The organism is Rhizobacter sp. P2_G4 (assembly GCF_056403575.1).
This window is the reverse complement of the sequence record NZ_JBFUFG010000010.1, coordinates 82323-105892: the sequence shown is the minus strand read 5'-3', so window position 1 is coordinate 105892 and position 23570 is coordinate 82323. Positions and strand designations below refer to the sequence as shown.

At 65.9% G+C, this 23570-nt stretch carries 22 protein-coding genes; 18 read left to right on the top strand and 4 right to left on the bottom strand.

The window, feature by feature from the left end:
- Positions 1–49 precede the first annotated feature (49 nt).
- Together AC1DYS_RS26280 and AC1DYS_RS26275 are read right to left on the bottom strand one after the other, a co-directional pair.
- The gene (locus AC1DYS_RS26280) at positions 50–1159 is read right to left on the bottom strand and encodes a hypothetical protein (RefSeq protein WP_477904512.1); all 1110 of its coding nucleotides are present in this window, start codon (positions 1157–1159) and stop codon (positions 50–52) included.
- Complete coding sequence (locus AC1DYS_RS26275) at positions 1119–2402, bottom strand: MFS transporter (RefSeq protein WP_477904511.1); 1284 nt, start codon at positions 2400–2402, stop codon at positions 1119–1121. The genes AC1DYS_RS26280 and AC1DYS_RS26275 overlap by 41 nt, the downstream gene beginning before the upstream one ends.
- Before the next feature lie 188 nt (positions 2403–2590).
- Here AC1DYS_RS26275 and AC1DYS_RS26270 point away from each other — a divergent pair, with 188 nt between their 5' ends.
- From AC1DYS_RS26270 to AC1DYS_RS26260, 3 genes are read left to right on the top strand one after another with little or no spacing between them, the layout of a single operon-like run.
- A complete protein-coding gene (locus AC1DYS_RS26270) occupies positions 2591–4042 on the top strand; it encodes an aminotransferase-like domain-containing protein (protein WP_477904510.1) in 1452 nt (483 codons plus the stop codon).
- A gap of 57 nt (positions 4043–4099) precedes the next feature.
- The gene (locus tag AC1DYS_RS26265) at positions 4100–4516 is read left to right on the top strand and encodes a signal peptide prediction (protein WP_477904509.1); all 417 of its coding nucleotides are present in this window, start codon (positions 4100–4102) and stop codon (positions 4514–4516) included.
- Between the two features lie 60 nt (positions 4517–4576).
- Positions 4577–5950 (top strand): DUF6445 family protein, encoded by a 1374-nt coding sequence (locus AC1DYS_RS26260; protein WP_477904508.1) that lies wholly within the window; start codon positions 4577–4579, stop codon positions 5948–5950.
- Positions 5951–5999: 49 nt separating this feature from the next.
- Here AC1DYS_RS26260 and AC1DYS_RS26255 read toward each other — a convergent pair whose 3' ends face one another.
- Entirely contained in the window at positions 6000–6917 is a 918-nt protein-coding gene (locus tag AC1DYS_RS26255; protein ID WP_477904507.1) for a M14 family metallopeptidase, read from the bottom strand.
- 178 nt (positions 6918–7095) lie between these two features.
- Here AC1DYS_RS26255 and AC1DYS_RS26250 point away from each other — a divergent pair, with 178 nt between their 5' ends.
- The 15 genes from AC1DYS_RS26250 (at position 7096) to AC1DYS_RS26180 (ending at position 22612) form a co-directional block, all read left to right on the top strand.
- Complete coding sequence (locus AC1DYS_RS26250) at positions 7096–8697, top strand: ABC transporter substrate-binding protein (protein WP_477904506.1); 1602 nt, start codon at positions 7096–7098, stop codon at positions 8695–8697.
- Positions 8698–8720: 23 nt separating this feature from the next.
- Positions 8721–9698, top strand: a complete 978-nt coding sequence (locus AC1DYS_RS26245; protein ID WP_477904505.1) for an ABC transporter permease — start codon at positions 8721–8723, stop codon at positions 9696–9698.
- A 29-nt stretch (positions 9699–9727) separates the two neighbouring features.
- The gene (locus AC1DYS_RS26240; RefSeq protein WP_477904576.1) at positions 9728–10648 is read left to right on the top strand and encodes an ABC transporter permease; all 921 of its coding nucleotides are present in this window, start codon (positions 9728–9730) and stop codon (positions 10646–10648) included.
- A gap of 2 nt (positions 10649–10650) precedes the next feature.
- Positions 10651–11667 carry an ABC transporter ATP-binding protein gene (locus tag AC1DYS_RS26235; protein ID WP_477904504.1) on the top strand — a complete coding sequence of 339 codons (1017 nt, stop codon included), beginning with the start codon at positions 10651–10653 and terminating at the stop codon, positions 11665–11667.
- Between the two features lie 6 nt (positions 11668–11673).
- Positions 11674–12711, top strand: coding sequence for an ABC transporter ATP-binding protein (locus tag AC1DYS_RS26230; RefSeq protein WP_477904503.1), 1038 nt, complete (start codon positions 11674–11676; stop codon positions 12709–12711).
- The gene (locus tag AC1DYS_RS26225) at positions 12708–13601 is read left to right on the top strand and encodes an N-formylglutamate amidohydrolase (protein WP_477904502.1); all 894 of its coding nucleotides are present in this window, start codon (positions 12708–12710) and stop codon (positions 13599–13601) included. Before AC1DYS_RS26230 ends, AC1DYS_RS26225 begins: the two co-directional genes overlap by 4 nt.
- Complete coding sequence (locus AC1DYS_RS26220) at positions 13598–14803, top strand: M20 aminoacylase family protein (RefSeq protein ID WP_477904501.1); 1206 nt, start codon at positions 13598–13600, stop codon at positions 14801–14803. The genes AC1DYS_RS26225 and AC1DYS_RS26220 overlap by 4 nt, the downstream gene beginning before the upstream one ends.
- A gap of 40 nt (positions 14804–14843) precedes the next feature.
- Positions 14844–15308, top strand: coding sequence for a GNAT family N-acetyltransferase (locus AC1DYS_RS26215; protein WP_477904500.1), 465 nt, complete (start codon positions 14844–14846; stop codon positions 15306–15308).
- A gap of 163 nt (positions 15309–15471) precedes the next feature.
- Complete coding sequence (locus tag AC1DYS_RS26210; RefSeq protein WP_477904499.1) at positions 15472–16176, top strand: GntR family transcriptional regulator; 705 nt, start codon at positions 15472–15474, stop codon at positions 16174–16176.
- Positions 16176–17102 (top strand): dihydrodipicolinate synthase family protein, encoded by a 927-nt coding sequence (locus AC1DYS_RS26205; protein ID WP_477904498.1) that lies wholly within the window; start codon positions 16176–16178, stop codon positions 17100–17102. Before AC1DYS_RS26210 ends, AC1DYS_RS26205 begins: the two co-directional genes overlap by 1 nt.
- 49 nt (positions 17103–17151) lie before the next feature.
- Complete coding sequence (locus tag AC1DYS_RS26200; protein ID WP_477904497.1) at positions 17152–18480, top strand: ABC transporter substrate-binding protein; 1329 nt, start codon at positions 17152–17154, stop codon at positions 18478–18480.
- A gap of 28 nt (positions 18481–18508) precedes the next feature.
- Positions 18509–19378 carry a carbohydrate ABC transporter permease gene (locus AC1DYS_RS26195; RefSeq protein WP_477904496.1) on the top strand — a complete coding sequence of 290 codons (870 nt, stop codon included), beginning with the start codon at positions 18509–18511 and terminating at the stop codon, positions 19376–19378.
- Positions 19378–20196, top strand: coding sequence for a carbohydrate ABC transporter permease (locus AC1DYS_RS26190; RefSeq protein ID WP_477904495.1), 819 nt, complete (start codon positions 19378–19380; stop codon positions 20194–20196). Before AC1DYS_RS26195 ends, AC1DYS_RS26190 begins: the two co-directional genes overlap by 1 nt.
- A 3-nt stretch (positions 20197–20199) precedes the next feature.
- Positions 20200–21258 (top strand): ABC transporter ATP-binding protein, encoded by a 1059-nt coding sequence (locus AC1DYS_RS26185; protein WP_477904494.1) that lies wholly within the window; start codon positions 20200–20202, stop codon positions 21256–21258.
- Positions 21259–21355: 97 nt separating this feature from the next.
- Positions 21356–22612, top strand: a complete 1257-nt coding sequence (locus tag AC1DYS_RS26180; RefSeq protein WP_477904493.1) for a serine hydrolase domain-containing protein — start codon at positions 21356–21358, stop codon at positions 22610–22612.
- 19 nt (positions 22613–22631) lie between these two features.
- Here the strand turns inward: AC1DYS_RS26180 and AC1DYS_RS26175 are convergent, their stop codons facing one another.
- Positions 22632–23471 (bottom strand): helix-turn-helix transcriptional regulator, encoded by an 840-nt coding sequence (locus AC1DYS_RS26175; RefSeq protein WP_477904492.1) that lies wholly within the window; start codon positions 23469–23471, stop codon positions 22632–22634.
- Between the last annotated feature and the right edge of the window lie 99 nt (positions 23472–23570).

Sequence of the window (23570 nt, the reverse complement as noted above, 5' to 3'; positions counted from 1 at the left end):
GACTTCAGCTTGCGGCCCGCGGGCGATCGCCGCCCGGAGCCTGTCGCCCTCAGGCCGAAAGGCGCGTCAGCTCGACCGTATCGACCCGCGAGCTCTCGCCGGCCGAAATGCGCCTCAGATGGCGCACGCTCACCGGCCACGCGGTCGCGGTGTCGACCATGAAGTCGCCACGGTCGTCGAAGTCCAGAGTTGCCATACTGTCGACGATGACGGAGTCAGCAACGGGTTCGGGTCGTTCGCCTGCAGGCGCCGGCATGGCCGCTTCGGCGCGACGCGCGACGTCCAGAATCTCGGTGCCGAGTGTGCGAGCGGCGCTCGCGCGGTCGATCACCATCAGCCAGCCGATGTCGGCCCGCGAGCTGCGCGAGGCGATGCCGCGCACCTGGTAGCGCCCAAGAATCGGAATGGTGCCGGAACCGATCGGCGAGGGGATACGAGTGCGAACCTCCAGCGGGGTGCCGACACGATAGGCGTGGCCCATCGCGCCGAGCAGGATCGCGGGTTCCTTCAGCAGACTTTGCGCGAGCATTCCCTCGTCAGTCATCATCGGCCACATGATGGCTCGTAGCGAATTGACCACCGGTGCGTGCGCAGGGTCGGATGACAGCAGCTCGACCATACGATCGAGCGACATCTCGCCCAGCGCTCGCACGGCCGCAGGATCGGCCAGGCCGGCGACGCGGCCGCCTTCGTCGAGCAAGAGGTCGATCGCTACGCCTTCCCACAACGCGTGCAATGCTTCCAACATCGGACGCACGCGAGGGTCAACCTCGAGGAGTTCGCCGTCCGAGGATGTCCAGCGCGCCAGCCAGCCGCCGGCGATCCGCTCTCGAATCTCGAGTGCCACCGTGGACCGCGCGCGGTGTGCGATCGTGCCGTTGCGCACCGATTGCTGGTCCAGCCGATAGCGCTGGATCTGCCCTTCGGCGAGTTCGGGCACCAGCGTGAACGTGTCTCTTTCGCCGCTTTGCGCAGCGCGGAAGACGGACAGGCCGCCGATCAGCGTCAGCAATGTGCGCCGGGTGGTGCTGAAGACCGTCATCGTCGAATGGATTCCGTTGTAGGAGAGGGGGCGCATCTTCTCATTGGGCCAGGCTCGCACAGCAGCGCAGAGGTCATCACCGATCGCAACTGAAAGCCTCGGGATGGCGTCGGCCATACCAGTTCCTCACACTCTCGTGGTCAAGCCGCAGAAACGGCCGCAGCCCGGGCACGGCCAGCAAGAGCACACCGCTGCAGAGGAAGCCGGCGCCCAGAAGCAGGTAGACCTCAGCCACTGACCAGCGGAGCAGCAGGGCTCCAGCCACGGTGGGAGCCAGTGCCGCTGCAATTTGAGCGATGGCCAGTTGCCCGGCGGTCATGCGCGATCGAAAGCCCTCGGGAATGGCCAGCATGCGATGCGTCTGACCGACCAGCTGGGTCACCGACATGCACATGCCCATCAGTGCGAACAACAGGGCAAGGCCCGGCGCCCAGTCGCACAGGCCGACTGCGCCGACAGCCAGCCCGCACACCAGCAGTGCCACGAACATCGCTCGCGCTCGATCCAGGCGCGCGATGAGGTGGTCTGCCAACCCGGCAACGCCCAGCAAGAGGCCCAGTGACAACGCAGCGCCGCAGGCACCGAACCACAGCGCCGAGAGATGCAGAGACTGCAGGCGCAAGGGCAGCAGCATGCCTGTCGCGGGCAGAAAGAACACCATCATCAACGCGCCCGTCAGGGTCCACCAGCGATCCAGCGGCACACCCCATTTGGCCCGCAAGCCAGCGCCGATGTCACCTAGCCAGCCAGAGGTCGCAGCTCGCTTTGCCTGGAACTGCGGCTCGCGAAGACGGAACGCGGCGACAGTGGCCATTGCGAACATCAGCAGGTTCATGACCATCGCCAGGCTCACATCGCCGAGTGCCAGTGCGGCGCCGCCCAGGCCTGGACCGAGGAGCCCACCCAATGCCTGTGCTCCGCGCCGCAGTCGAATGGCTTCGGGCAATCTCTTGGTGTCGACCAGCTCCGGAAGGATGCTCGCCTGAGCCGGCAACAGCATGGCGTTTGCCAGGATGGAGAGCACGCTGCAGGCGCACAGCAGCGGCAGCTGGTAGGTGCCGCTCAACGAGAGCAGGACCAAAGCCACGGCATCCAGCAGCTGACAGACCTTGGCGAATCGGATCAGTCGGTGCTTGGGCCACCGGTCCCCCATGGGTGACAGCAGCGGCATGGCGAGAAGCGAGCACAGCGCCATCAGAACGCCGTAGCGAGTGAGGTCGACACCGCCGCCTTTCTGCGCAATCCACCATGCCACGCTGACTTGGCCGACGGCGCTCGCCAGCAAGCTCAGCATTTCGCTGAGCAGGAGCAGTCGCACGGGCAGGGCACAAGCGGCCACGCGGGCCCATGGCTTAAACATGAATGGTTCTCCATCGACCGCATCAATGCCGCGCAGTCTAGGAAGCCGATCCTCGGTCGATAAGACTCAGGTGCGCTTCGCCCGGATCGATACAGCCGGGCGCTGTATCGATCCCGTGAGCAAGGGCGTGTATCGATCCAGGCCTCGCCACTGACGTATCGTGTCGACCCTTCGATTCGCCATTCATCGTGACCCCAAGCCCTTATCGCTATCGCGCCCTGGCCGCCAAGCTGGCCGAGGATCTGCGCGCCGGCCGTTATGTGCCCGCTTCCCGGCTGCCGTCGGTTCGAGATCTCTGCATGGAGCATGGAGCGAGCCTGGCAACCGTCACCCATGCACTGCACGATCTGGAAGACGCCGGCTTGATCGAGGCACGGCCGCGACGCGGATTCTTCGCGAGTGCAAGGACTCAACTCGCGTTGGCGCAGCCCTCCGTGTCGTCGATCGAACTGGCTGGACGCCGCAAACGCGTGATGGAGCTTGCGGCGTCGCGGGAAGGTTGTTTGTCACTGGGTCACCTGACGCTGCCCAAGGAACTGCTGCCTCTTCCAGCGCTGAGGCGCTTGATGACGCAGCAGCTGCGAACCGATGCCTCGCTTCTGGCGGGAGGCTCTGTGTATGGTGGCGTGGCCTTGCGCGAGCAACTGGCCTCCCATTCCGCGCGCATGGGTTGCCGTTTCGATTCAGAAGACGTCATCGTCACTCACGGAGAGTCTGAATCGCTGCAGCTGTGCCTGCGTCTGCTGACCGAGCCCGGTGACTTGGTGGCAGTGACCAGTCCGGCACCGCTGCGTGTGCTGGAGCTCTTGGCAAGCATGGGCTTGCATGCTCTGGAGATCCCGGTGCACGCAGAGGGCGGCCTGTCCGCACCGGCGTTGGCCATGGTGTTGCGAGAGCACAAGGTTGCCGTGTGCCTGGCGGAGCCCAGCTTTTACCGGGTCACGGGTCACCTGCTGAGCGACGATGCCAAGCAAGAGTTGGTCGCGCTGCTGGCGAAGCACCAGCTGCCTTTGATCGAATGCGACATGATGGGTGACCTGTACCGCGGGGCGCATCGGCCTCGCCCTCTGAAAGCCTTCGACCACGATGAGTGGGTGCTGTATTGCGGCAGCTTTGCTTGCATCACCGGGACAGGCTTCAGCCTTGGCTATGTCGCCAGCAGGCGCTATCGCCTGCAACTCCGCGCCGCCCGCGCGGTCCATGGGGAGTTGCTTCCCTGGTTGACCGAGCGGGTGATCGCCGGCTTCCTGGCCGGCGGCGGCTTCGAACGTCATCTGCGAACGCTGCGTCGCAGGCTGAAGGTGCAGGTCGAGGAACTGCGGGCGGCCGTTGTCGCGCAGTTTCCCGAGGGCACGCGCGTGTCCACAGGTGAAGGTGGCTACGCGCTGTGGCTGGAGCTGCCGGGTGATCTGGATGCATGCACGTTGCTGGAGCGCGCGCGCGAGCGCGGCTACACCTTCGTTCCTGGCGCTGTTTTCAGCATGGGCACACAGTTCGACCATTGCATGCGCTTGACGGCCGGGAACCCGTTGGACGAGGCGCGAGCAAAAGGCATACGGACGCTCGGTGAACTGGCGCATGAGCTCATCGCTGAGCGCCCATCGCTTTGTGCGCCACAGGTCGGCCAAATCAAAGATTGAACATATCGGGAGAAAGCGTTCAAACGCATCTCATGCCAAAGCCGCAGGAGTGATCAGATGCCGTGGTTGCGTATTGCCAAACTGGTCTGGGCGCTCCCGAACTCGCTGATTGGTTTGACCTTGGCCGCCCTTGCGCTACTTGCCGGCGGTCAAGCGGTGTGGTCCGCCGGTGCGCTGGAAGTGACTCATCGACACCGCTTCGCTGAATGCGGCAGGCTCACACGCGCCTTGCCGTTTCGCGGCATCGTCTTTGGCCACGTCATCTTGGCCGTCACCCGCGAAGAACTGGCGCTCATCGGGCCGCATGAGCGCATTCACGTTCAGCAGTACGAGCGGTGGGGGCCGTTCTTCCTCTTGGCGTACGCCGCATCGAGCCTCTGGCAACTGCTTCGTGGCCGCAGCCCTTACTGGCACAACCACTTCGAAGTGCAAGCCCGCTTGGGCAGCGAGCAAACGAAGCAGACGGGGCATTGATGCTGAGACAACGGCTCGTGTGCTTTGCATAGCCGACTGCTGTCTGGGGCCAAATCTTGAGTGCAAGTTTGTGCGGCCACACCCGACCAGAATCGCTCGACCCAGGCCACGCCGCAACCGAGTTCAATGCACGACGACAGAGTACCGCCGCATCTTTCAAACGTATCCCGCTTGCTGGTGGAGGGGCGCTCTCTGCAACAGCAGGGACGTGCCGCAGACGCGTTTGCCCGTTATCAATCGGCCTACAAGCTGGCCCCGGCAGACGCGGAAGTTCTGCATGCGCTCGGCGCCGGCTATGCAGGCGTGGGCCAGGCCGCGATCGGAGTTGCCTTCGTGCGCCGTGCCATCACCGCCGCACCGCGAGAGCCGCGTTTCAGGACCACCCTGTCCGGCTTGCTGGCGGAGGCAGGTCAGCTGGAGGCGGCCGCTCTCGAGGCGGCGGCGGCTTGCGAGTTTGCCGCCACCGATGCGCAGGCCCACGCATGGCTTGCCAGCTTGCAGCAGCGGCTCGGCCATGTCGTCGAAGCTGAACGCTCTCTGTCGAAGGCGCTCAAGCTGGAGCCATCGCAAGCGGAGTGGCTCTTGGCGCTCGCTCGGCTTCAATACGACCGGTGGGGCATGGCCGATGCCATGGAAACCCTGCGCAAGTTCCAGGGCACCGAGGGGCCTCATGAGCGCGTGAACATCGGCTGGGCACGACCCACGGCATTTAGCCCGCGCAAGCCGCCCACCGAGGCCGTCAACAACCTCAGTGCGCTTTCTCCAGCGGAGCTGGAGCGTGCATGCGTCGAGCGAGAGCTCATGGTCTTCGACGACATCCTCGAAGACGCCGTGTCGTATCGCAACCGTGCCATCGAGCTGTGCCGCAGCCAGGGGCGGCGGGAGGCAAAGCTCAATTTCCCGGGGCTGCAAACGCCGCCGTGTGCGACGGAGCAGTTCATGCAGCGCGTTGCCGATGCGTTGGGAAGGGAGCTCAGATGGAACTCGCCCGACCATGGCGCGTTCCGGCTGAGTGCGGCCAGTGACGAGGCTCGGGCCGATGTTCACGTGGACAACCCGAGCATCGGCAACATCTTTGGTGGCGTGCTCTATCTGAGCCCACCCGAACACAGCCGCGGAGGCACCACGTTTTTTCGGCATCGCCGCACCGGTTGGGACAGCACCCCGAATGCCGAACGGCTGCTGGAAAAGGGGTATCGGTCGCTCGCCGACTATCAACGCCGCGAGCTGAAACCAAACGAGCGAATGAGCTTCGACGCGTGGGTCGAGCAGCGCGAGGTGCTGTGGGAGCCGGTCATCGAAGTGCCCATGCGCTTCAACCGGCTCATCATTTTCCGGAGCGATTTCTATCACGCGGTGACCGAGCTGTTCGGCACGACCATCGACAACGGCAGGCTGGTGCAGCTCTTTCACTTCGAGGCGAAGCCGAACTGAATGCGCGGATGCCGGCTAAGGCGAGTTGCATTCCGCTGGCCGGGCCGGCTCAAGCGCGCAGCAGGTAGTCGACCGCCGCGCTGACCGTCACCGCCTGCGCTTCGTTGCACTGCGCAGGGCTTGCCGTCGGGCTGTCCGGATACACCTCGGTGGTGGTCACGAAGCGCGCGCCGGTCATGCCGCCGCACAGACCGAGTGAGCGCTTGGCGTAGTTGATGACACCCGGCTGCTGCAGCGTCTCGCCGATAAGGCGGCCATCTTCGTCGGCCTCCGCAATGTGGGTCACCTGGCGCACGGCGTCGATCAGCGCACGCTGGAACTCGGATGCGGGGCGCTCGGTATCGCCCACCAGATAGAAGCCATCGGGAATGGCATGCCAGTCGAACGGCACGCCATCGCGCGCGGCCTTGGCCGGGCCGAACTCGCTGTTGTCGGTGTCGGTGGTTTCGTGCAGGTCGACATGCAGGTCGACACGCGCACAGGTGGCTGCCACGCAGGCCATCGCCAGCGCCGACTCGGCGGCGGGGCTGCCCGGCTTGAATTGCCGATTCGGGTCCAGCGCATCGGGATTCCAGCGGTTGATGGTCTCGTAGCCCCACGGGCTGATGCAGGGCAACACGAGCAGGTTGACGGCCTCCGCATGGCGATCGAACGCTTGCGCGATCCACTGCAGGGCGCCTTGCACGCCGCTGGTCTCGTAGCCATGCACGCCACCGGTGACCAGTACGACCGGGCGCTCGGAGTTCCACACGCGGCTGCGCACCGCGTAGAGCGGATAGCCGCCCCATCCCAGGCGCGCATAGTCGAGAGCCCCGTACTCGAACAGCTCGGCCTGCGCAGGCAGGCGAGCCTTGAGCGGCTCGACGACCTCTGCGGCATAGCTGCGCTGCAGCCGCTGGCGAGCGAGCCAGGCGGCCTTCTCAGCTGCGCCCCAAGGTGTGCCGGGCGTGCCAATCGGATAGGGCATGGTCGATGGGGGAGTGGTCACTTGATGTCAACGGGTTTTGGCTGTGCCGCATACGATACCCGGACACTGCTGACCCGCACGACAGAGCGGTGTCGCTGGTTCATTTCTTGCGTCAAACTTGCGTTGTGGGCGCGCTCTGGCGCCCCTCTGTTTTTTGATCGGCACTGGAGAGACACACATGTCAGGAACTTCTTACTTCCGGCCAGCCACGCGGCGCCTTCTGGCCGCCGCTGCGATCGTCGCTTGCGCTTCACTCTCGGCCACCGCGATGGCGCGCGATCTGATCGTGGCGCTGAAGACCGAGCCAACGTCGATGGACCCGCAGTACCACGCGCTCACGCCGAACATCCAGCTGTCGCAGACGCTGTTCGACCCACTGGTCTGCGTCGATGCCGACCTGAAGCCCGAGCCTTGCCTGGCCGAATCGTGGAAGGCCGACGGCAAGGTGTGGACCTTCAAGCTGCGGCCCAACGTGAAGTTCTCCGACGGCACGCCGATGACATCGGCCGACGTGCTGTTCACCTTCGACCGCGTGCCCAAGGTCCCCAACAGCCCGTCGTCCTTCAAGATCTATCTGCAGAAGGTCGAGAAGGTTGAGGCACCCGATCCGCTGACGGTGCGCATCACCACCACCGAGCCGTACCCGCTGCTGGCGATCAACATGGTGGGCCTGCCGATCATGTCGGCCAAGGCGGCCGCGGGCGCGGCGCCCGAGGGAAAGACCACCACCGAGCTGAACGCTGGCACCGGCCTCGTGGGAACCGGCCCCTACAAGTTCGTGTCGTGGAAGCGCGGCTCGGAGATCATCTTCGAGCGCAATCCCAACTACTGGGGCAAGGCACCCTCGTGGGACAAGGTCATCTACCGCCCCATCAGCAACCCGGCCGCGCGCGTGGCCGCGCTGCTTGCAGGTGACGTCGATCTGGTCGAAGACCCGCCCACCGATGACCTCGAGCGCCTGAAGAAGGAGCCCAAGCTCACGGTGGAAACCAAGGCCTCGAACCGCGTCATCTACGTGGCGCTCGACCAGAACGGCGAGACCACGCCGGGCATCCCCGACGCCAACGGCAAGAACCCGCTGCTCGACAAGCGCGTGCGCGAAGCGCTCTCGCTGGCCGTCGACCGCCAGGCGCTGGTCTCGCGGATCATGGGCGGCGTGGCGTCGCCGGCCGCACAGCTGCTGCCGTACCCGATGTTCGGCGCCAGCAAGAACCTGACGACCGCCGCCAAACCCGACCCCGAGAAGGCCAAGGCATTGCTGAAGGATGCCGGCTACCCGAACGGCTTCACGATGGTGCTGGGTGCGCCCAATGGCCGCTACATCAACGACAGCAAGGTGGCGCAGACGTTGGCCGCCATGTGGACGCGCATCGGCGTGAAGACCTCGATCGATTCCAACGCGCCGGCCGTGTTCTTCAAGAACCGCGACAGCTACGCCTACAGCGCCTACCTGGCCGGCTGGGGCACGGCGACGGGTGAGATGTCGAACACGCTGAACGCGCTGCTCGTCACGCCCAACAAGGAGAAGGGCGTGGGCACCACCAACCGCAGCCGCTACTCCAACCCCGAGATGGACAAGCTGGTGGAAGAGTCCGCCACCCAGATGGACGATGCCAAACGCGCCGCCACGCTGGCCAAGGCGAGCGAACTCGCGATGGCCGACTTCGCCATGCTGCCCATCCACTTCGAGCACTCGGTGTGGGCCATGAAGAAGAACGTGAGCTTCAAGGGCAGAGCCGACCAGCAGACCATGATCCAGTACGCGGTGCCGGCCAAGTAATCAGATAGCGACCAAGCAAGGCGATGCTGGCCTTCATCATTCGCCGTCTGCTGCAGGCGGTGCTCGTCATGGCGGTCATGTCGGGCCTGGTTTTCGTCGGCCTCTACGTCGTCGGCGACCCTGTGTCCATGATGGCCAGCGCCGAGGCCACCGAGCTGGAGCGCGACGAGATCCGCGCGTCCTTCGGGCTCGACAAGCCGCTGTGGCAGCAGTACGGCATCTTCATGTCGCACGCGTTGCGGCTCGACTTCGGCAAGAGCTTCCTCACCGGCCAGTCGGCCATGGGGCTTATCCTCGAGCGCATGCCCGCCACACTGGAGCTGGCCATCGTGTCGATGGGGTTGTCGATGTTCATCGGCGTGCCGCTGGGCATCTGGGCGGGGCTGCGGCCGCACGCGCTGAGCACACGCGGCATCATGACCGGCTCGGTGCTGGGCTTCTCGCTGCCCAACTTCTGGGTCGGGCTGATGCTCATCATGGTGTTCGCGGTGTACCTGGGCTGGCTGCCGGCCAGCGGGCGCGGTGCCACCGTGCACCTCGGGCCACTCGACCTCAGCGTGCTCACGCTCGACGGCTGGTCGCGGCTGCTGCTGCCGGCCGTGACGATCGCTCTGGCCAAGGGCGCGCTCATCATCCGCGTCACGCGGGCCGCCACGCGTGAGGCGCTGCCGATGGACTACATCAAGTTCGCGCGCGCCAAGGGCCTGGGCTGGAGCCGCATCCTGCGCGTGCACCTGCTGAAGAACATCATGATTCCCATCATCACCGTCGGCGGGCTCGAGTTCGGCCAGGTGGTTGCCTTCGCGGTGGTCACCGAAACCATCTTTGCCTGGCCCGGCATGGGCAAGCTGCTGCTCGACTCCATCATCACGCTCGATCGCCCGGTGGTCGTGGCCTACCTGATCCTCATCGTGTTCTTCCTCGTGATGCTCAACCTCGCGGTGGACGTTCTCTATTCGGTGCTCGACCCGCGCGTGCGGTTGCAGGGAGCCAAGGCATGAACGACACCACGCTCAAGGTTCCCGAGGTCATGCCGGCGATCGTCGCCGAAGGCCCCGTCGCGGCGCTGCCGCCGCCCGAGACGCCCTGGCAGCGCTTCCGGCGCGAATTTCTCGCCAACAAGCTGGCGGTGTTCGGCCTGGTGCTGCTGGCGCTGGCCGTGTTCGTGGCGGTGTTCGCGCCGTGGATCTCGCCGCAGAACCCGTACGACATCGGCAAGCTCGACATCTTCGACTCCAAGCTGCCGCCCGGCAGCAAGGACGCCGCCGGCACCATGACCTACTGGCTCGGCACCGACGGCCAGGCGCGCGACATGCTCTCTGCCATCTTCTACGGCCTGCGCACCAGCCTGATGGTGGGCAGTGTTTCGGTGGCGGCGGCGCTCGCCATCGGCAGCGTGGTCGGCTTGGCGGCAGCCTACTTCGGAGGCTGGATCGACGCGCTGCTGATGCGCATCGTCGACATCCAGCTCTCGTTCCCGGCCATCCTCGTTGCGCTGATCCTGCTCGCCATCCTCGGCAAGGGCGTCGACAAGGTGATCCTCGCGCTCATCATCGTGCAGTGGGCCTACTTCGCGCGGGCCGCGCGCGGTGCCGCGCTGGTGGAGCGTGCCAAGGAATACATCGAAGCCGCGCAGTGCATGTCGCTCGGCTGGCCGCGCGTGCTGCTGCGCCACATGCTGCCCAACTGCCTGCCGCCGCTGATCGTGATCGCGACCATCGACCTGGCCCACGCCATCGCGCTGGAGTCGACGCTGTCCTTCCTTGGCGTCGGTGTGCCGGTGACCGAACCCTCACTCGGCATGCTGATCGCCAACGGCTTCGAGTTTTTGCTGTCGGGCAACTACTGGATCTCGTTCTTCCCCGGCATCGCGCTGGCGCTGGCCATCGTCGGCATCAACCTGGTGGGCGACCACCTGCGCGACATCCTCAACCCACACAACGCGCACTGAGCATGACGACGGAACCCAAGCAGTCCAACGCTCAGCCGGTGCTCGACGCCGTGTTGGACATTCAAGGCCTGCAGACGCACTTCTTCACCCACGGTGGCGTGGTCAAGGCGGTCGACGGTGTCGACCTGCGCGTGCATGCCGGCGAGATCCTCGGCCTGGTGGGCGAGTCGGGCTCGGGCAAGAGCATCACCGGCTTCTCGGTCATCGGGCTGATCGACGCACCCGGCCGCATCGTCGGCGGCCACATCCGCTACCTGGGCGAAGAGCTGGTGGATGCATCTGAGCAGCGGCTGCAGACGCTGCGCGGCAAGGAGATCGCGATGATCTTCCAGGACCCGATGATGACGCTCAACCCCGTGCTGCGTGTCGACACGCAGATGGTCGAGGCGATCCATGTGCACGAAAAAGTCAGCCCCAAGGCGGCGCTGGCCAGGGCACGCGATGCGCTGGCGATGGTCGGCATCCCGTCGCCGGAAGAGCGGCTGCAGACCTACCCGCACCAGCTCTCCGGCGGCATGCGCCAGCGCGTGGCCATCGCCATCGCACTGCTCAACGGCCCGAAGCTCATCATCGCGGACGAGCCCACGACCGCGCTCGACGTGACCATCCAGGCGCAGATCCTGTACGAGGTGCAGAAGCTGTGCCGAGAGACCGGCACCGCGATGATCTGGATCACGCATGACCTGGCGGTGGTGTCGGGCCTGGCCGATCACATCGCGGTGATGTATGCCGGGCGCATCGTCGAGAGCGGCGCCACGGCCGACGTCATCAGGCAACCGTCACACCCCTACACGCGCGGGCTGGTCGATTCGATCCCGACGCGTGCCACCCACGGCACGCTGCTGCGGCAGATCCCCGGCATGACGCCGTCACTGCTGCACCTGCCGCAGGGCTGCGCCTTCCGCCCGCGCTGCAGCCACGCCACCGATGCCTGCCTCGCGGTGCCGCAGCCCGAGCCCACGGTTCATGGCAAGACGGTGCGCTGCTGGAACATGCTGACCCCCGAGATGGCCGCCTGACATCGCATGGAAACTCTTCTCGAACCCACCCCCGTGACGACGACCGGCACGCCGCTGCTGCAGCTGCGCGGAATCTCCAAGCGCTTCGTGCAGAACATCGACCTCGCCGGGCGCATCGCGAACCTGATGGGTGCCGGCAACCGCGCGTCGGTCGTGCATGCCGTGGCCGATGTCGACCTGGAGATCCAGCCCGGCGAGGTGATCGGCGTGGTCGGTGAATCCGGCTGCGGCAAGTCGACGCTGGGTCGCGTGATCGCCGGCATCACGCCGCCGACCGAAGGAACCGTGAGCTACCTGGGCAAGCCGGTAACCGACATGGACGCCGCCGAGCGCCGCGCCTGGGGCCTGGGCGTGCAGATGATCTTCCAGAACCCGATGGCCTCGCTCAACCCGCGCATGCGGGTGATGGACATCGTTGGCGAAGCGCCGGTGGTGCATGGCCTGGTGAAGGCCAAAGACAAGGCCGAGTACGTGGGCGCGCTGATGCGCCAGGTCGGGCTCGACCCCGAGTACGCGCAGCGCTACCCGCACCAGTTCTCGGGTGGCCAGCGGCAGCGCATCGGCATCGCGCGTGCACTGGCCTTGAAGCCGCGGCTCATCGTCTGCGACGAAGCGGTGGCCGCGCTCGACGTGTCGATCCAGGCGCAGGTGCTCAACCTGTTCCTGGCGCTGCGCCGCGAGTTCGACCTCACCTACCTCTTCATCAGCCACAACTTAGGCGTGGTGGGGCATGTGTCGGACCGTGTGGTCATCATGTACCTCGGCCGCATCGTCGAGGTCGCGCCGACCGAGACCATCTTCAGCGCGCCGAACCACCCGTACACGCAGGCGCTGCTGTCGGAGTTGCCGACGCTCGAAACCACCCGCCGTGCCTACCAGCCCATCAAGGGCGAACTGCCATCACCGCTAGCGCCTCCCCCAGGCTGCGCCTTCCACCCGCGCTGCCCGCATGCGATGCCGCGCTGCAAGGTCGAGGCGCCGCCGCTGCGCACGCTGCAGCCCGGCCACACCAGCGCGTGCCACCTCAACGATCCGCAACCATGACGACACCCGCGCCTGTTCTCCCGAGCGTCCCCACGCCGTTCCCGCCCTTCACGCTGCGCCTGCCCGAAGGCGAGGCACTGCCACTGATCTGCGACTCGCCGCACAGCGGCGTGCTGTACCCCGACGACTTCAACTACGCCGTGCCCTTCGACATGCTGCGTCGCGGCGAAGACACCGACGTGCACGTGCTGTGGCAGGCACTGCCCTCCGTCGGCGCCACGCTGCTGGCAGCTGAATTCCCACGCGCCTACATCGATCCGAACCGTGACGTGGAAGACATCGACCCCGGCATGCTGGCCGAGCCCTGGCCGACGCCGCTCAGCCCCAGCGAGAAGACGCGCCTGGGCATCGGCCTGATCTGGCGCGACGCGCAGAAGAACGGCAAGTGGCCCATCTACGCGCGCAAGCTGCCGGTGGCCGAGATCCAGAACCGCATCGCGACTTACCACGCGCCGTACCACGCGGCCATGCGCGAGCAGATCGAAGCGGCCTACGCACGCTTCGGCGCGGTGTGGCACCTGAACCTGCATTCCATGCCGGCCGACTCGTACGAGGGCCTGCAGATCCATAGCGACCACCCGCTCGCCGACTTCGTGCTCGGCGACCGCGACGGCACGACCGCCGCCCCCGAGTTCACCGCGCTGGTGGCCGAAGCCTTGAAGAAGCGCGGTTTCAGCGTGGCGATCAACGACCCGTTCAAGGGCGTGGCACTGATCGCCCGCCTGGGCCGGCCGGCCGAGCGCCGCCACAGCCTGCAGGTCGAGATCCATCGCGGTCTCTACATGGATGAAGTCACCCGCGAGCGCAGTGCAGGCTTCACGGCCTTGCAAGATGCGCTCACGGCCGTCTCCCGAGAAATTGCCGACTACGTGAAGGGCCAAGTCAAATGACAGTGATCGCCGACATCGAAGACAAGCACGCCGAGTTCACCGCGCTGCGCCGCGACATCCACGCGCACCCCGAACTCGCGTTCAAGGAGACCCGCACCTCCGACCTGGTGGCCGAGCGCCTCGCGTCGTGGGGCATCGAGGTGTACCGCGGGCTCGGCACCACCGGCGTGGTCGGCGTGCTGCACGGCACGCGTGGCGCCGGCGAGCGCGCCATCGGCCTGCGTGCCGACATGGACGCGCTGCCCATGCCCGAGCACAACCGATTCCTGCATGCGTCCAAGAACCCCGGCCGCATGCACGGCTGCGGGCACGACGGCCACACCGCGATGCTGCTGGGCGCGGCGCACTACCTGTCGACACACCGCGACTTCGAGGGCACGGTCAACTTCATCTTCCAGCCCGCGGAGGAGGGCGGTAACGCCGGCGCCAAGGCGATGATGGACGACGGTCTGTTCGACAAGTTTCCGTGCGAAGAGATCTACGGCATCCACAACATGCCGGGCTTCGAGGTTGGCCACTTCGCCTTCCGCAAGGGGCCGACGATGGCGTCGAGCAATCGCTTCGACATCATCGTGCGCGGCACCGGCGGGCACGCCGCGCAACCGCACAAGGCCGTCGACACCATCGTCATCGCAGCCGAGATGGTGGGCGCACTGCAGACGCTGATCTCGCGCCACAAGAACCCGATCGACGTGGCCGTGGTCAGCGTGACGCAGATCCATGCGGGCGATGCGTACAACGTGCTGCCGGGCGAGGCGGTCATCCGCGGCACGGTACGCACCTTCAGCACCGAGGTGCTCGACGAGATCGAGACCAACATGCGCCGCATGGCCGAACTGCTGCCCCAGGTGCACGGTGGCACGGGCGAACTCAAGTTCCACCGCGCCTACCCGCCGCTCGTCAACTGGGACGCGCAGACCGACTTCGCGATGAAGGTGGCGCAAGACACCTTCGGCGCCGAGAAGGTCGACGGCAACACGCCGCAGCATGGCGGCGCCGAAGACTTCTCGTTCTACCTGCAGAAGGTGCCGGGCACGTACCTGTTCGTCGGCAACGGCGGTGGCGGCCACCGCGAACAGACTTACCACGGCATGGGCCCGTGCGAGCTGCACAACCCGAACTACGACTTCAACGACGCGTTGCTGCCGGTGGGATCGACCTACTGGGTGCGCCTGGTCGAGGCCTTCTTCGCGCGAGGCTGAGGCCGCCATTCTCAGCACACAGATATCCGTGCCAGACCGCATGAGCACCCTCCGCACCCGCGTCGCCACGCTGGCCGACCTCGACGTCATCGCACCGTTGTTCGACGCCTATCGGCAGTTCTATGAGCAAGCACCGAACCTCGCCTTGGCGAGGAGCTTCATCCGTGACCGCATTCAGAACAACGAGTCTGTGATTCTTCTCGCTTCAAACGAGCGCCAGCAAGTCGTCGGCTTCTGTCAGCTCTACCCGACGTTCTGCTCGGTCGAAGCCAAGCCGATCTACTCGCTCTACGACCTGTTCGTCGACCCGGAGGCAAGGCGCTCGGGCGCCGGCAAGGTCCTTCTGCAGGCTGCGGAGAAGCTGGCAGCCGAAAGAGGCAAGGCCAGAATGGACCTCACCACCGCGAGGACCAACAGGCCGGCCCAGAACGCCTACGAAGCATTGGGCTGGGTGCGCGATGAGGTCTTCTTCGCGTACAGCAAGGTCATCGAACCGCTTCAGTAAACCGCGCGCGGGTAATCCGGAAGGGTTTCCCCGATGAATCAGACGCTGGGTACTGACTAACATGTCAGTGCGCTTGGGCCGACAAACCACGGTCCACGCGCCACACATGCTGAAGAACGCCGCTCCGCTGCTGACTCTCGACGTGCTGCACTGAAGCCACACCATGGCCAGCGCCGCCCGCACCTCGTCGACCAGCCTGCGTGCCAAGGCGTACGAGAACTTTCAGCAGCAGCTCGTCCAGGCCAACCTTCGCCCCGGCCAGTTCATCTCGCAGCGCGAGCTGATGCAGCTGCTCGACATGCCGCTCGGCGCCGTGCGCGAGCTTATTCCGCGGCTGGAGGCCGAAGGCCTGCTGCGCACCGTGCCGCAGCGCGGCCTGCAGATTGCGCACGTCAACATCAAGCTCATCAACAACGCGTTCCAGCTGCGCCTGCTGCTGGAGCGCGAGGCGGCTGTCCGCTTCGCGAGCACGGTGTCGGACACTGACCTCGCGGCCATCGAAGATGCCCACCTGCGCATCGTGCGCCGCGCGCGCAGCGCGACCATCGACGACCACCTGCTGGCCGACGCCACCACGGTCGATTGGGGTCTGCACGACCTCATGATCGACGCGCTCGGCAACGAGCTGATCTCGGACGTCTACCGAATCAACAGCCTGCGCGTGCGGCTCATCAAGCTCGAAGCGTCGGCCCTGTCCCCCGAGGCGCTGCTGCCAGCGATGGAGGAGCATCTGTGGTTCATCGACGCACTCAAGCGCCGCGATCCGCAGGCCGTGGCACAGCGACTCGCCCACCACATCGAGAGCGCACATCGCCGTGTGCTCGGACTGCCGCGGCCTCCCTTGCCGTGGTCCCCGGAGAACCTGTAATGTCCCAATCCGCCCACGTCACTTCATTTCGCGGCATCTGGCCGGCGCTGCTGACGCCACTCGACGCCGAGCTGCGAATCGACCACGCGCGCTTCGCGTCGCACTCGCGCTCGCTGCTCGAAGCCGGCTGCGGCGGCGTGACGCCGTTCGGCACCACCGGCGAAGGCCCGTCGTTCTCGCTGGACGAGCGGCGCGCCGCCGTCGATGCGCTCGTGAACGGTGGCGTGCCCGCTTCGCAGATCATCGTGTCGACCAGCTGCGCGGCGCTGCCGGAAACACTGGCCCTCACCCGCCATGCGCTGGCCATCGGCGCCCACGGCTGCCTGATGTTGCCGCCGTTCTTTCTGAAGGGCGTCACCGACCAGGGCATCGTCGACGCCTATCGGTACGTCATCGACGCAGCGGCCGACGACCGGCTGCGGCTGTACCTGTATCACATCCCCCAGGTGGCGGGCATCGGGCTGTCTCACCACGTGATCGAGACGCTGAAGACGCTGTATCCGCAGACCATCGTCGGCATCAAGGACAGCAGCTGCGAGATCGCCCATTCGCGCGCGCTCGCCGAGCGCTTCATGCGCGAGCTGACGGTCTATGTGGGCAACGAGCTTGACCTGCCCGAGCTGGGCCGGCGAGGCAGCACGGGCGCCATCAGCGGGCTGGCGAACTTCATGCCGCGTCTCGTGCACCGCCTGGTCACGCAGCCTGACGCGCCCGGCACGCCGCAAGACCTCGATCGCGTGACACGCGTGCTGGCCTTGCTCGGCGGCTATGCTCTGACGCCGGCGCTCAAGGGCGTGATGGCGCTGCTGTCGGGCGACAAGGGCTGGCTGCGCGTCCGGCCGCCGCTGGTGGCGCTGAGCGAGCCGGCGTTCGAGACCCTCTCTGCGCAATTGCGCGCCTTCGGCATCGGCCGAGAATCAGATTGAAGTGCGCCGAACGAGCTGCACCCATCAAACAACAGACAGGAGACACACCATGAATCAACACATCGACAAGCAACGTCGCACCATCCTCCAAGGCGCCGGTTGCATGGGCCTCGCGTCCATGCTGCCGCCTGCCTTTGCGCAGCCTGCACTGGACTGGAAACGCTACTCGGGGCAAAGCATCGAGGTGCACCTCGTCAAGAGCCCACGCGCCGAGCTGCTGCAGAAGTACCAGAAGGAATTCGAGCAGCTGACCGGCATCACCGTCGGTTCAGAGCAGGTGCCTGAACAGCAGTCACGGCAAAAGGCGGTGATCGAGTTCAACTCGGGCAAGACGAGCTTCGACGTGATTCACCTGTCGTACCACGTGCAGAAGCGCCAGTTCGCGCGCGGCAAGTGGCTTGAAGACCTGCGGCCCTATTTCGCGAGCCAGGCCACAGCCGATTTCGACCTGAAGGACTTCGCCGCCGGTGGCATGTTCTACGCGACCCAGTCCGACGGCCGCATCGACAGCCTGCCCCTGAACCTCGACCCCTGGCTGCTGTACTGGAACAAGGACTTGTTCGCGGCCAAGAACCTCGCTTACCCGAAGAGCATGGCCGACGTGCTGGCGGCCGCGAAGGCCTTGCACGATCCGGCGAAAGGTGTCTTCGGCATGGTGGGCCGCGGGCTGAAGAACGCGAACGTGCCGCTGTGGAGCACGTTCTTCCTCGGCTATGGTGGCAGCTTCACCGACGCATCGGGCAAGCTGATGACCGACGGCCCCGAAGCCATCGAATCCGCCACCTTGTACCGCGACCTGCTGAAAGGCAACGGGCCGGCGGGCATTGCGGGCTTCAACTGGAACGAATCGCAGAGCCTCTTCCTGCAAGGCAAGGCGGCGATGTGGATCGACGGCAGCGGCTTTGCGCTTCCGCTCGAAGACCCGAGCAAGTCCAAGGTCGTGGGCAAGGTGGGCTATGGCGTCATCCCAGCCGGACCCAAGGCGCACGTGGTCTCGATGTTCGGCGATGGCGTCGGCGTTTCCGCCTTCACCACCAAGAAGGGGCCGGCCTGGTACTACGTGCAATGGGCCACCGGCAAGATGATGCAGTTGCGCATGCTGGTCGACGGACATGGCGCGCCGGTGCGCGGCTCGGCCTATGCCGACAAGAAGGCACTTGCCGCACAGAAGCTGCCCGCGTCTTGGCTGGAGGCGGTGTCCGAGTCGCTGCCCATCTCGCGCCCGGGTCTGCCGGTGATCGAGCCCGTCAGCGAGTTTCGCGACACCTTTGGCATTGCGTTGAACAACATCCTGACCGGGGCCGATGTGGCCAGCGAAATGAAGAGGGCCACCGCGGAATTCCAGCCGGTGCTGAACAAGAGCGAAGGCAAGGCCTGAGCGCGTCCGCGCGCCGCTAGCTCTTGCCATGCTCCACGCCAAGCGCTCGGCGCTGTACTGGTTCATCGTTCCTGCACTGATTGCCGTCACGGCGATCATCGCGTTCCCGTGGGCGTTCACGCTGTGGATGAGCCTCTTCGACTGGAAGATCGGCTCGGCGAGCACGTTCACCGGCTTGGGCAACTACGTCGCACTACTGACCGACCGCCGCTTCATCGAGGCGATCGGCCACACGCTCTTCTTCACCTTGCTGGCGGTGATCGGGCCGCTGCTGCTGGGCACCGTGGCCGCGCTGGTGTTCAACCAGAAGTTTCCACTGCGTGGCTTCGTGCGTGGCCTGTTCACGCTGCCGATGATGGCCACGCCGGTGGCCATTGCGCTGGTGTGGACCATGATGTTCCACCCGCAGCAGGGCGTGCTGAACTACCTGCTGTCGCTGGTGGGCATCGCGCCGTCGGAGTGGGTGTACTCGCCGCGCCTGGCCATTCCCTGCCTCGTGATGGTGGACATCTGGCAGTGGACGCCACTGGTGATGCTCATCGTGCTCGGCGGTCTTGCCTCGATGCCCGCTGACCCGTTCGAGGCAGCGTACATGGAGGGCGCGAGCCGCTGGCAGACGTTTCGCTACATCACGCTGCCGATGATCCTGCCCTTCGTGATGATCGCCGCGGTGGTGCGCCTGATTGACGCGCTCAAGACCTTCGACACCATCTACGTCATCACGCAGGGCGGCCCCGGCACGGCCTCCGAGACCATCAACCTCTATCTGTATCTGCAGGCCTTTTCGTTCTACCAGGTGGGCAAGGCCTCGGCGGTCGTGGTCGTGTTCTTCGTGATCGTGGTGGCGCTCTCGCTGATGCTCTTCTGGATGCGCGAGCGTTCGAAGTGGAACGACTGATGAAGAAGCTCCTCGATCGACTGGGCCTCGCCTTCGTGGTGCTCGTGCTGGTGTCGCCGGCGGCGTCGGTATTCCTGTGGATGCTGTCGCTCTCGCTGAAGACGGAGACCGACAACCTGGCCTACCCGCCGGTGTTCATCCCGAGCAGTGTGACGCTGGCCAACTTTCGAGCGGTGTTCGAGCAGACGCCGTTCCTGAGCTACCTGCTCAACAGCATCGTGGTGTCGGGCCTGGCCACGCTGATCGCGCTGGCGGTGGGCGTGCCTGCCGCCTACGGCATCGCGCGGCTGAAGGCGCGCAAGCTCCTGCTCGTGATCCTGATCGCACGCATGACGCCGGCCATCAGCTTCCTGATCCCGCTGTTCACGCTCTTCCAGGCGCTGGGGCTGACGGGCACCCTGACGCCCATCGTCATCACGCACATGGTGATCACGCTGCCCATCATCGTGTACATCGTGTCGGGCTACTTCGAAACGCTGCCCGGCGAACTGGAAGAGGCGGCCCTCATGGACGGCTGCTCCACCTGGCAGCGTTTTCGCCATGTCGCAATGCCGCTGGCGCGCCCCGGCATCACCGTGGCGGCCATCCTCGCGTTCATCTTCTCGTGGAACAACTTCGTCTTTGGCGCGGTGCTCGCGGGCCGGGCCACGCGCACCTTGCCGGTGGCCATCTACAACGTGCTGACCTTCGAGCAGATTGCCTGGGGACCGCTGGCCGCCGCGGCGCTGCTGGTCACCGCCCCGGTGCTGTTGCTCACCCTCGTGATCCAGAAAGAAATCGTCGGCGGGCTGACTGCCGGCGGCGTCAAAGGTGGCTGACCCATGGCTTCGATCCAGCTGAGCAAGATTCGAAAAGACTTCGGCGACGTGCGCGTCATACGCGACATCGACATCGAGATCGGTGACGCGGAGTTCGTCGTGTTCGTCGGCCCCAGCGGCTGTGGCAAGTCGACGCTGTTGCGCATGGTGGCCGGGCTGGACGACCCCACCAGCGGCGACATCTCGATCGGCGGACGCGTGGTCAACGCGCTGCCACCCAAGGAGCGCGACGTGGCGATGGTGTTCCAGACCTATGCCCTGTACCCACACATGACCGTCAGCCAGAACATGGGCTTCGGTCTGATGATCGGCAAGGCGGCGCCCAGCGTGATCAGTGAAAAGGTGGGCCGGGCCGCGAAGATCCTGGGCCTCGACAAGCTGCTCGACCGCTATCCGCGCCAGCTGTCAGGCGGGCAGCGCCAGCGCGTGGCCATGGGTCGGGCCATGGCGCGCGACCCGGCTGTGTTTCTCTTCGACGAGCCGCTGTCGAATCTCGATGCGAAGCTGCGCGTGCAGATGCGCACCGAGATCCGCGCGCTGCACCAACGCCTGAACGCCACGTCCATCTACGTCACGCACGACCAGATCGAGGCGATGACGATGGCCGACCGCATCGTCGTGCTGCGCGATGGGGCCGTCGAGCAGACCGGCACGCCCGCCGAGCTGTACGACCGGCCGGTCAACACCTTCGTCGCGACCTTCATCGGCTCGCCGGCGATGAATCTGCTGCCCGGCCGCCGCACCGATCGCGGCCTAGCATTGGCTGGTGGCGCCTTGCTGGACGAGGTGCCTGCGGCCGTGCCCGCCGAGTGCGTCGTCGGCGTGCGGCCGGAGCATCTCGAGATCGTGCCGGCAGGCACCGCGGGTGCGTGGCCCGTCACGCTGGAGGTGGTCGAATTTGCTGGCGCCGACACGATGCTGTCGTGCCGGCTCGGCGACGCCCCCTTGCTCGCGATGGTTCACGATCGTGTCAGCGCGCGGCCGGGAGCGGCCATCGCCTTGCGGCCACGTGTCGATCAGTTGCATTGGTTCGACGCAAGCAGCGGCCAGCGCATCGTCTGAATTCGCTGTCGTGCACAGGGCAAAGTCGACGTCGGCTTTGCAAGCGGGAAACATGGGCGTGAGAGAGTTGCTGTCTCTCAGGAACAACCCGCCCAGAATGAACCGTCTCCGCGTCCTTTGCCTCTCGCTCGTCGCTTCACTCGTCCCCTTGCTCCCTGCTGCGGCGAACGCCGCGCCTGACGAGGAAGCGCTGGGCCGTGATGCCGGCTATCCCGTGGCGCGAAACGCCGGGCAGGCCTACCGCGATCCCTTCATCGTCGGCTCGTTCAGCGCGATGGACAGCTTCAATCCGTCGTGCTCGCTGCCTCCCGCCGAGAAGCCGGTTGCACTGAAGCGTGCGGCCACCGAGACATCGTTCCGCTACCGATTCGCCGGCAAGGCGTTGACGCTCGACGACTACATGCAACGGCAACGTGTGACCGGCGTGCTGGTGCTGAAGGACGGCGAGATCGTCGCCGAACGCTACAACTACCAACGGACCGCGGACATGCGGATGCTGTCCAACTCGATGGCCAAGACCATCACCGCACTCGGCATCGTGAAGGCGCTCGAGGACGGGTTGATCCACTCCCTCGACGACCGGGCCGAGGCGTACGCGCCCGCGCTGAAGGGCTCGCTCTATGGCGAGACGCGCATCGTGAACCTGATGCGCATGGCGTCGGGGGCGCGCTATGTCGAGGACTATTCGGACCACGACGACCGCGCCCGATTCAACGAGGCCGCCCGCCGGGTGGGGATCGCCGAGGCGGTGCGCCTGATCACCGAGCGCAGCGACCCCGAGGGCGAGCGCTTCAACTACGCAGGCGCGCAGACCGAAGTCCTCGGCATGGTGCTGCGCGGCGCGACCGGCCGAACGATGTGCGACTACATCGACGAGAAGATCTGGAAGCCTGTGGGTGCCGAGGCGCAGGCGACCTGGCTGCTGAACCCGGTCGACAAGCTCGAGAAGGCGCAGGGCGGCTTCAACGCCACGCTGCGCGACTACGCGCGCCTGGGGATGATGATGGCCAACGACGGGCAGGTGCAGGGCGCCACCGTCGTGTCGCGCGACCACCTGCTCGAGATGACCGATGCCGGCAAACAGCCCGCAGCGTTTCGGCCGGGGCAGATGAACTACCACGGCAGCACCTACTTCGGTTACGGGCTGCAGACCTGGCTCCTGCCCGGCAGCCACCGCCGCTTCATGCTCCAGGGCATCCACGGCCAGGCCATCTTCGTCGACCCGCAGTTGCACCTGGTGGTCGTCCACACCGCCGTCGGGAAGGACGCCTCGGGCGACGCCAGTGGCAACCACCTGGGTATCGAGCGCGATGCCCTGCTGCGCGGGATCGTGTCCACCTACGGCAGCTGGTAGCAGCCCGCCGTCACGCGCTTCATCCCGTGTTGACGTGCACCCGCATGTGCAGCCGCCGGTAGGCCTGAGGTGTCATGCCCGTCGAGCGTTTGAACAGCCGGCGGAAGTAGCCGGTATCGTCGAAGCCGCACTGCGCGGCGACGGCATCGACGGAGGTCTTCCCCTCGGCCAGCAAGGCCGTCGCCTGACGCAAACGCCGGGTGTGGATCGCCTCGGTCAGCGTGCAGCGGTAGATGCTGCGGAACACGCGCCCTAGGTAATCGGCATTGCAATCCAGCTCGGCTGCAATCGTCGATGTGCTGATGGGGCCGTGGAAGCCGGTGCAGATCAGCGCATCGGCTCGTGCGGCCAGGATGGCCGCAGAGCCGTCCACTGCACCGCCGAGGGCGCCGACGGCGCGTGAGTTCGTGACCTCCCACAGCATGAGCATCAGCATCAGGCTCATCGGAACCTGGCGCTCGCCGAGCAGCTCCTGTTCGTTCAGGAAGCGCCGGAAGAGGCTGGTCATCTGCTCGGGGCGGGCCACCAGCGCATGCTGCGGCACGTCGAGCACCTGGTCGGCGCGTCGCCCCGGTTTGGCGGGCAGCACGAAGTGGGCCCAGAAGAACTGCAGATCGGGCGAGTAGGGCTGGGTGCCGCCATGCTCCTTTCCGGGCCACAGCACCAGCGTCTCTTCGGCGCTCACCTGGAATTCGCGCCCGGCTTCCTCGATGCCCAGGACGCCGCGTTTGACGTACAGCAGCTCGAACGAATCGATCACACGGCGGGGGTGCTGCCCCACGGCACGTGAGATGAAGAGTCCGCCGTTGGTCGCCTGCAGCGCCATCGGGAGTGCAAACGAGAGGTTGCCGTCCTGCATCTGAAGAAGTCGGATTTGTCCCGTATTGTGCGGGCTTTGTCACCTTGTTGGCACCGTGTGTTGCTGTCAACATCGCCGTCACCCGAGAGCGATGGAAGA

Coding starts and splice junctions, on each gene's coding strand:
- AC1DYS_RS26200 (WP_477904497.1), top strand. CDS start 17,152: ATGAATCAACACATCGACAAGCAACGTCGCACCATCCTCCAAGGCGCC.
- AC1DYS_RS26180 (WP_477904493.1), top strand. CDS start 21,356: ATGAACCGTCTCCGCGTCCTTTGCCTCTCGCTCGTCGCTTCACTCGTC.
- AC1DYS_RS26235 (WP_477904504.1), top strand. CDS start 10,651: ATGACGACGGAACCCAAGCAGTCCAACGCTCAGCCGGTGCTCGACGCC.
- AC1DYS_RS26185 (WP_477904494.1), top strand. CDS start 20,200: ATGGCTTCGATCCAGCTGAGCAAGATTCGAAAAGACTTCGGCGACGTG.
- AC1DYS_RS26220 (WP_477904501.1), top strand. CDS start 13,598: ATGACAGTGATCGCCGACATCGAAGACAAGCACGCCGAGTTCACCGCG.
- AC1DYS_RS26210 (WP_477904499.1), top strand. CDS start 15,472: ATGGCCAGCGCCGCCCGCACCTCGTCGACCAGCCTGCGTGCCAAGGCG.
- AC1DYS_RS26230 (WP_477904503.1), top strand. CDS start 11,674: ATGGAAACTCTTCTCGAACCCACCCCCGTGACGACGACCGGCACGCCG.
- AC1DYS_RS26265 (WP_477904509.1), top strand. CDS start 4,100: ATGCCGTGGTTGCGTATTGCCAAACTGGTCTGGGCGCTCCCGAACTCG.
- AC1DYS_RS26190 (WP_477904495.1), top strand. CDS start 19,378: ATGAAGAAGCTCCTCGATCGACTGGGCCTCGCCTTCGTGGTGCTCGTG.
- AC1DYS_RS26245 (WP_477904505.1), top strand. CDS start 8,721: ATGCTGGCCTTCATCATTCGCCGTCTGCTGCAGGCGGTGCTCGTCATG.
- AC1DYS_RS26275 (WP_477904511.1), bottom strand. CDS start 2,402: ATGTTTAAGCCATGGGCCCGCGTGGCCGCTTGTGCCCTGCCCGTGCGA.
- AC1DYS_RS26175 (WP_477904492.1), bottom strand. CDS start 23,471: ATGCAGGACGGCAACCTCTCGTTTGCACTCCCGATGGCGCTGCAGGCG.
- AC1DYS_RS26215 (WP_477904500.1), top strand. CDS start 14,844: ATGAGCACCCTCCGCACCCGCGTCGCCACGCTGGCCGACCTCGACGTC.
- AC1DYS_RS26195 (WP_477904496.1), top strand. CDS start 18,509: ATGCTCCACGCCAAGCGCTCGGCGCTGTACTGGTTCATCGTTCCTGCA.
- AC1DYS_RS26225 (WP_477904502.1), top strand. CDS start 12,708: ATGACGACACCCGCGCCTGTTCTCCCGAGCGTCCCCACGCCGTTCCCG.
- AC1DYS_RS26250 (WP_477904506.1), top strand. CDS start 7,096: ATGTCAGGAACTTCTTACTTCCGGCCAGCCACGCGGCGCCTTCTGGCC.
- AC1DYS_RS26255 (WP_477904507.1), bottom strand. CDS start 6,917: ATGCCCTATCCGATTGGCACGCCCGGCACACCTTGGGGCGCAGCTGAG.
- AC1DYS_RS26240 (WP_477904576.1), top strand. CDS start 9,728: ATGCCGGCGATCGTCGCCGAAGGCCCCGTCGCGGCGCTGCCGCCGCCC.
- AC1DYS_RS26280 (WP_477904512.1), bottom strand. CDS start 1,159: ATGGCCGACGCCATCCCGAGGCTTTCAGTTGCGATCGGTGATGACCTC.
- AC1DYS_RS26205 (WP_477904498.1), top strand. CDS start 16,176: ATGTCCCAATCCGCCCACGTCACTTCATTTCGCGGCATCTGGCCGGCG.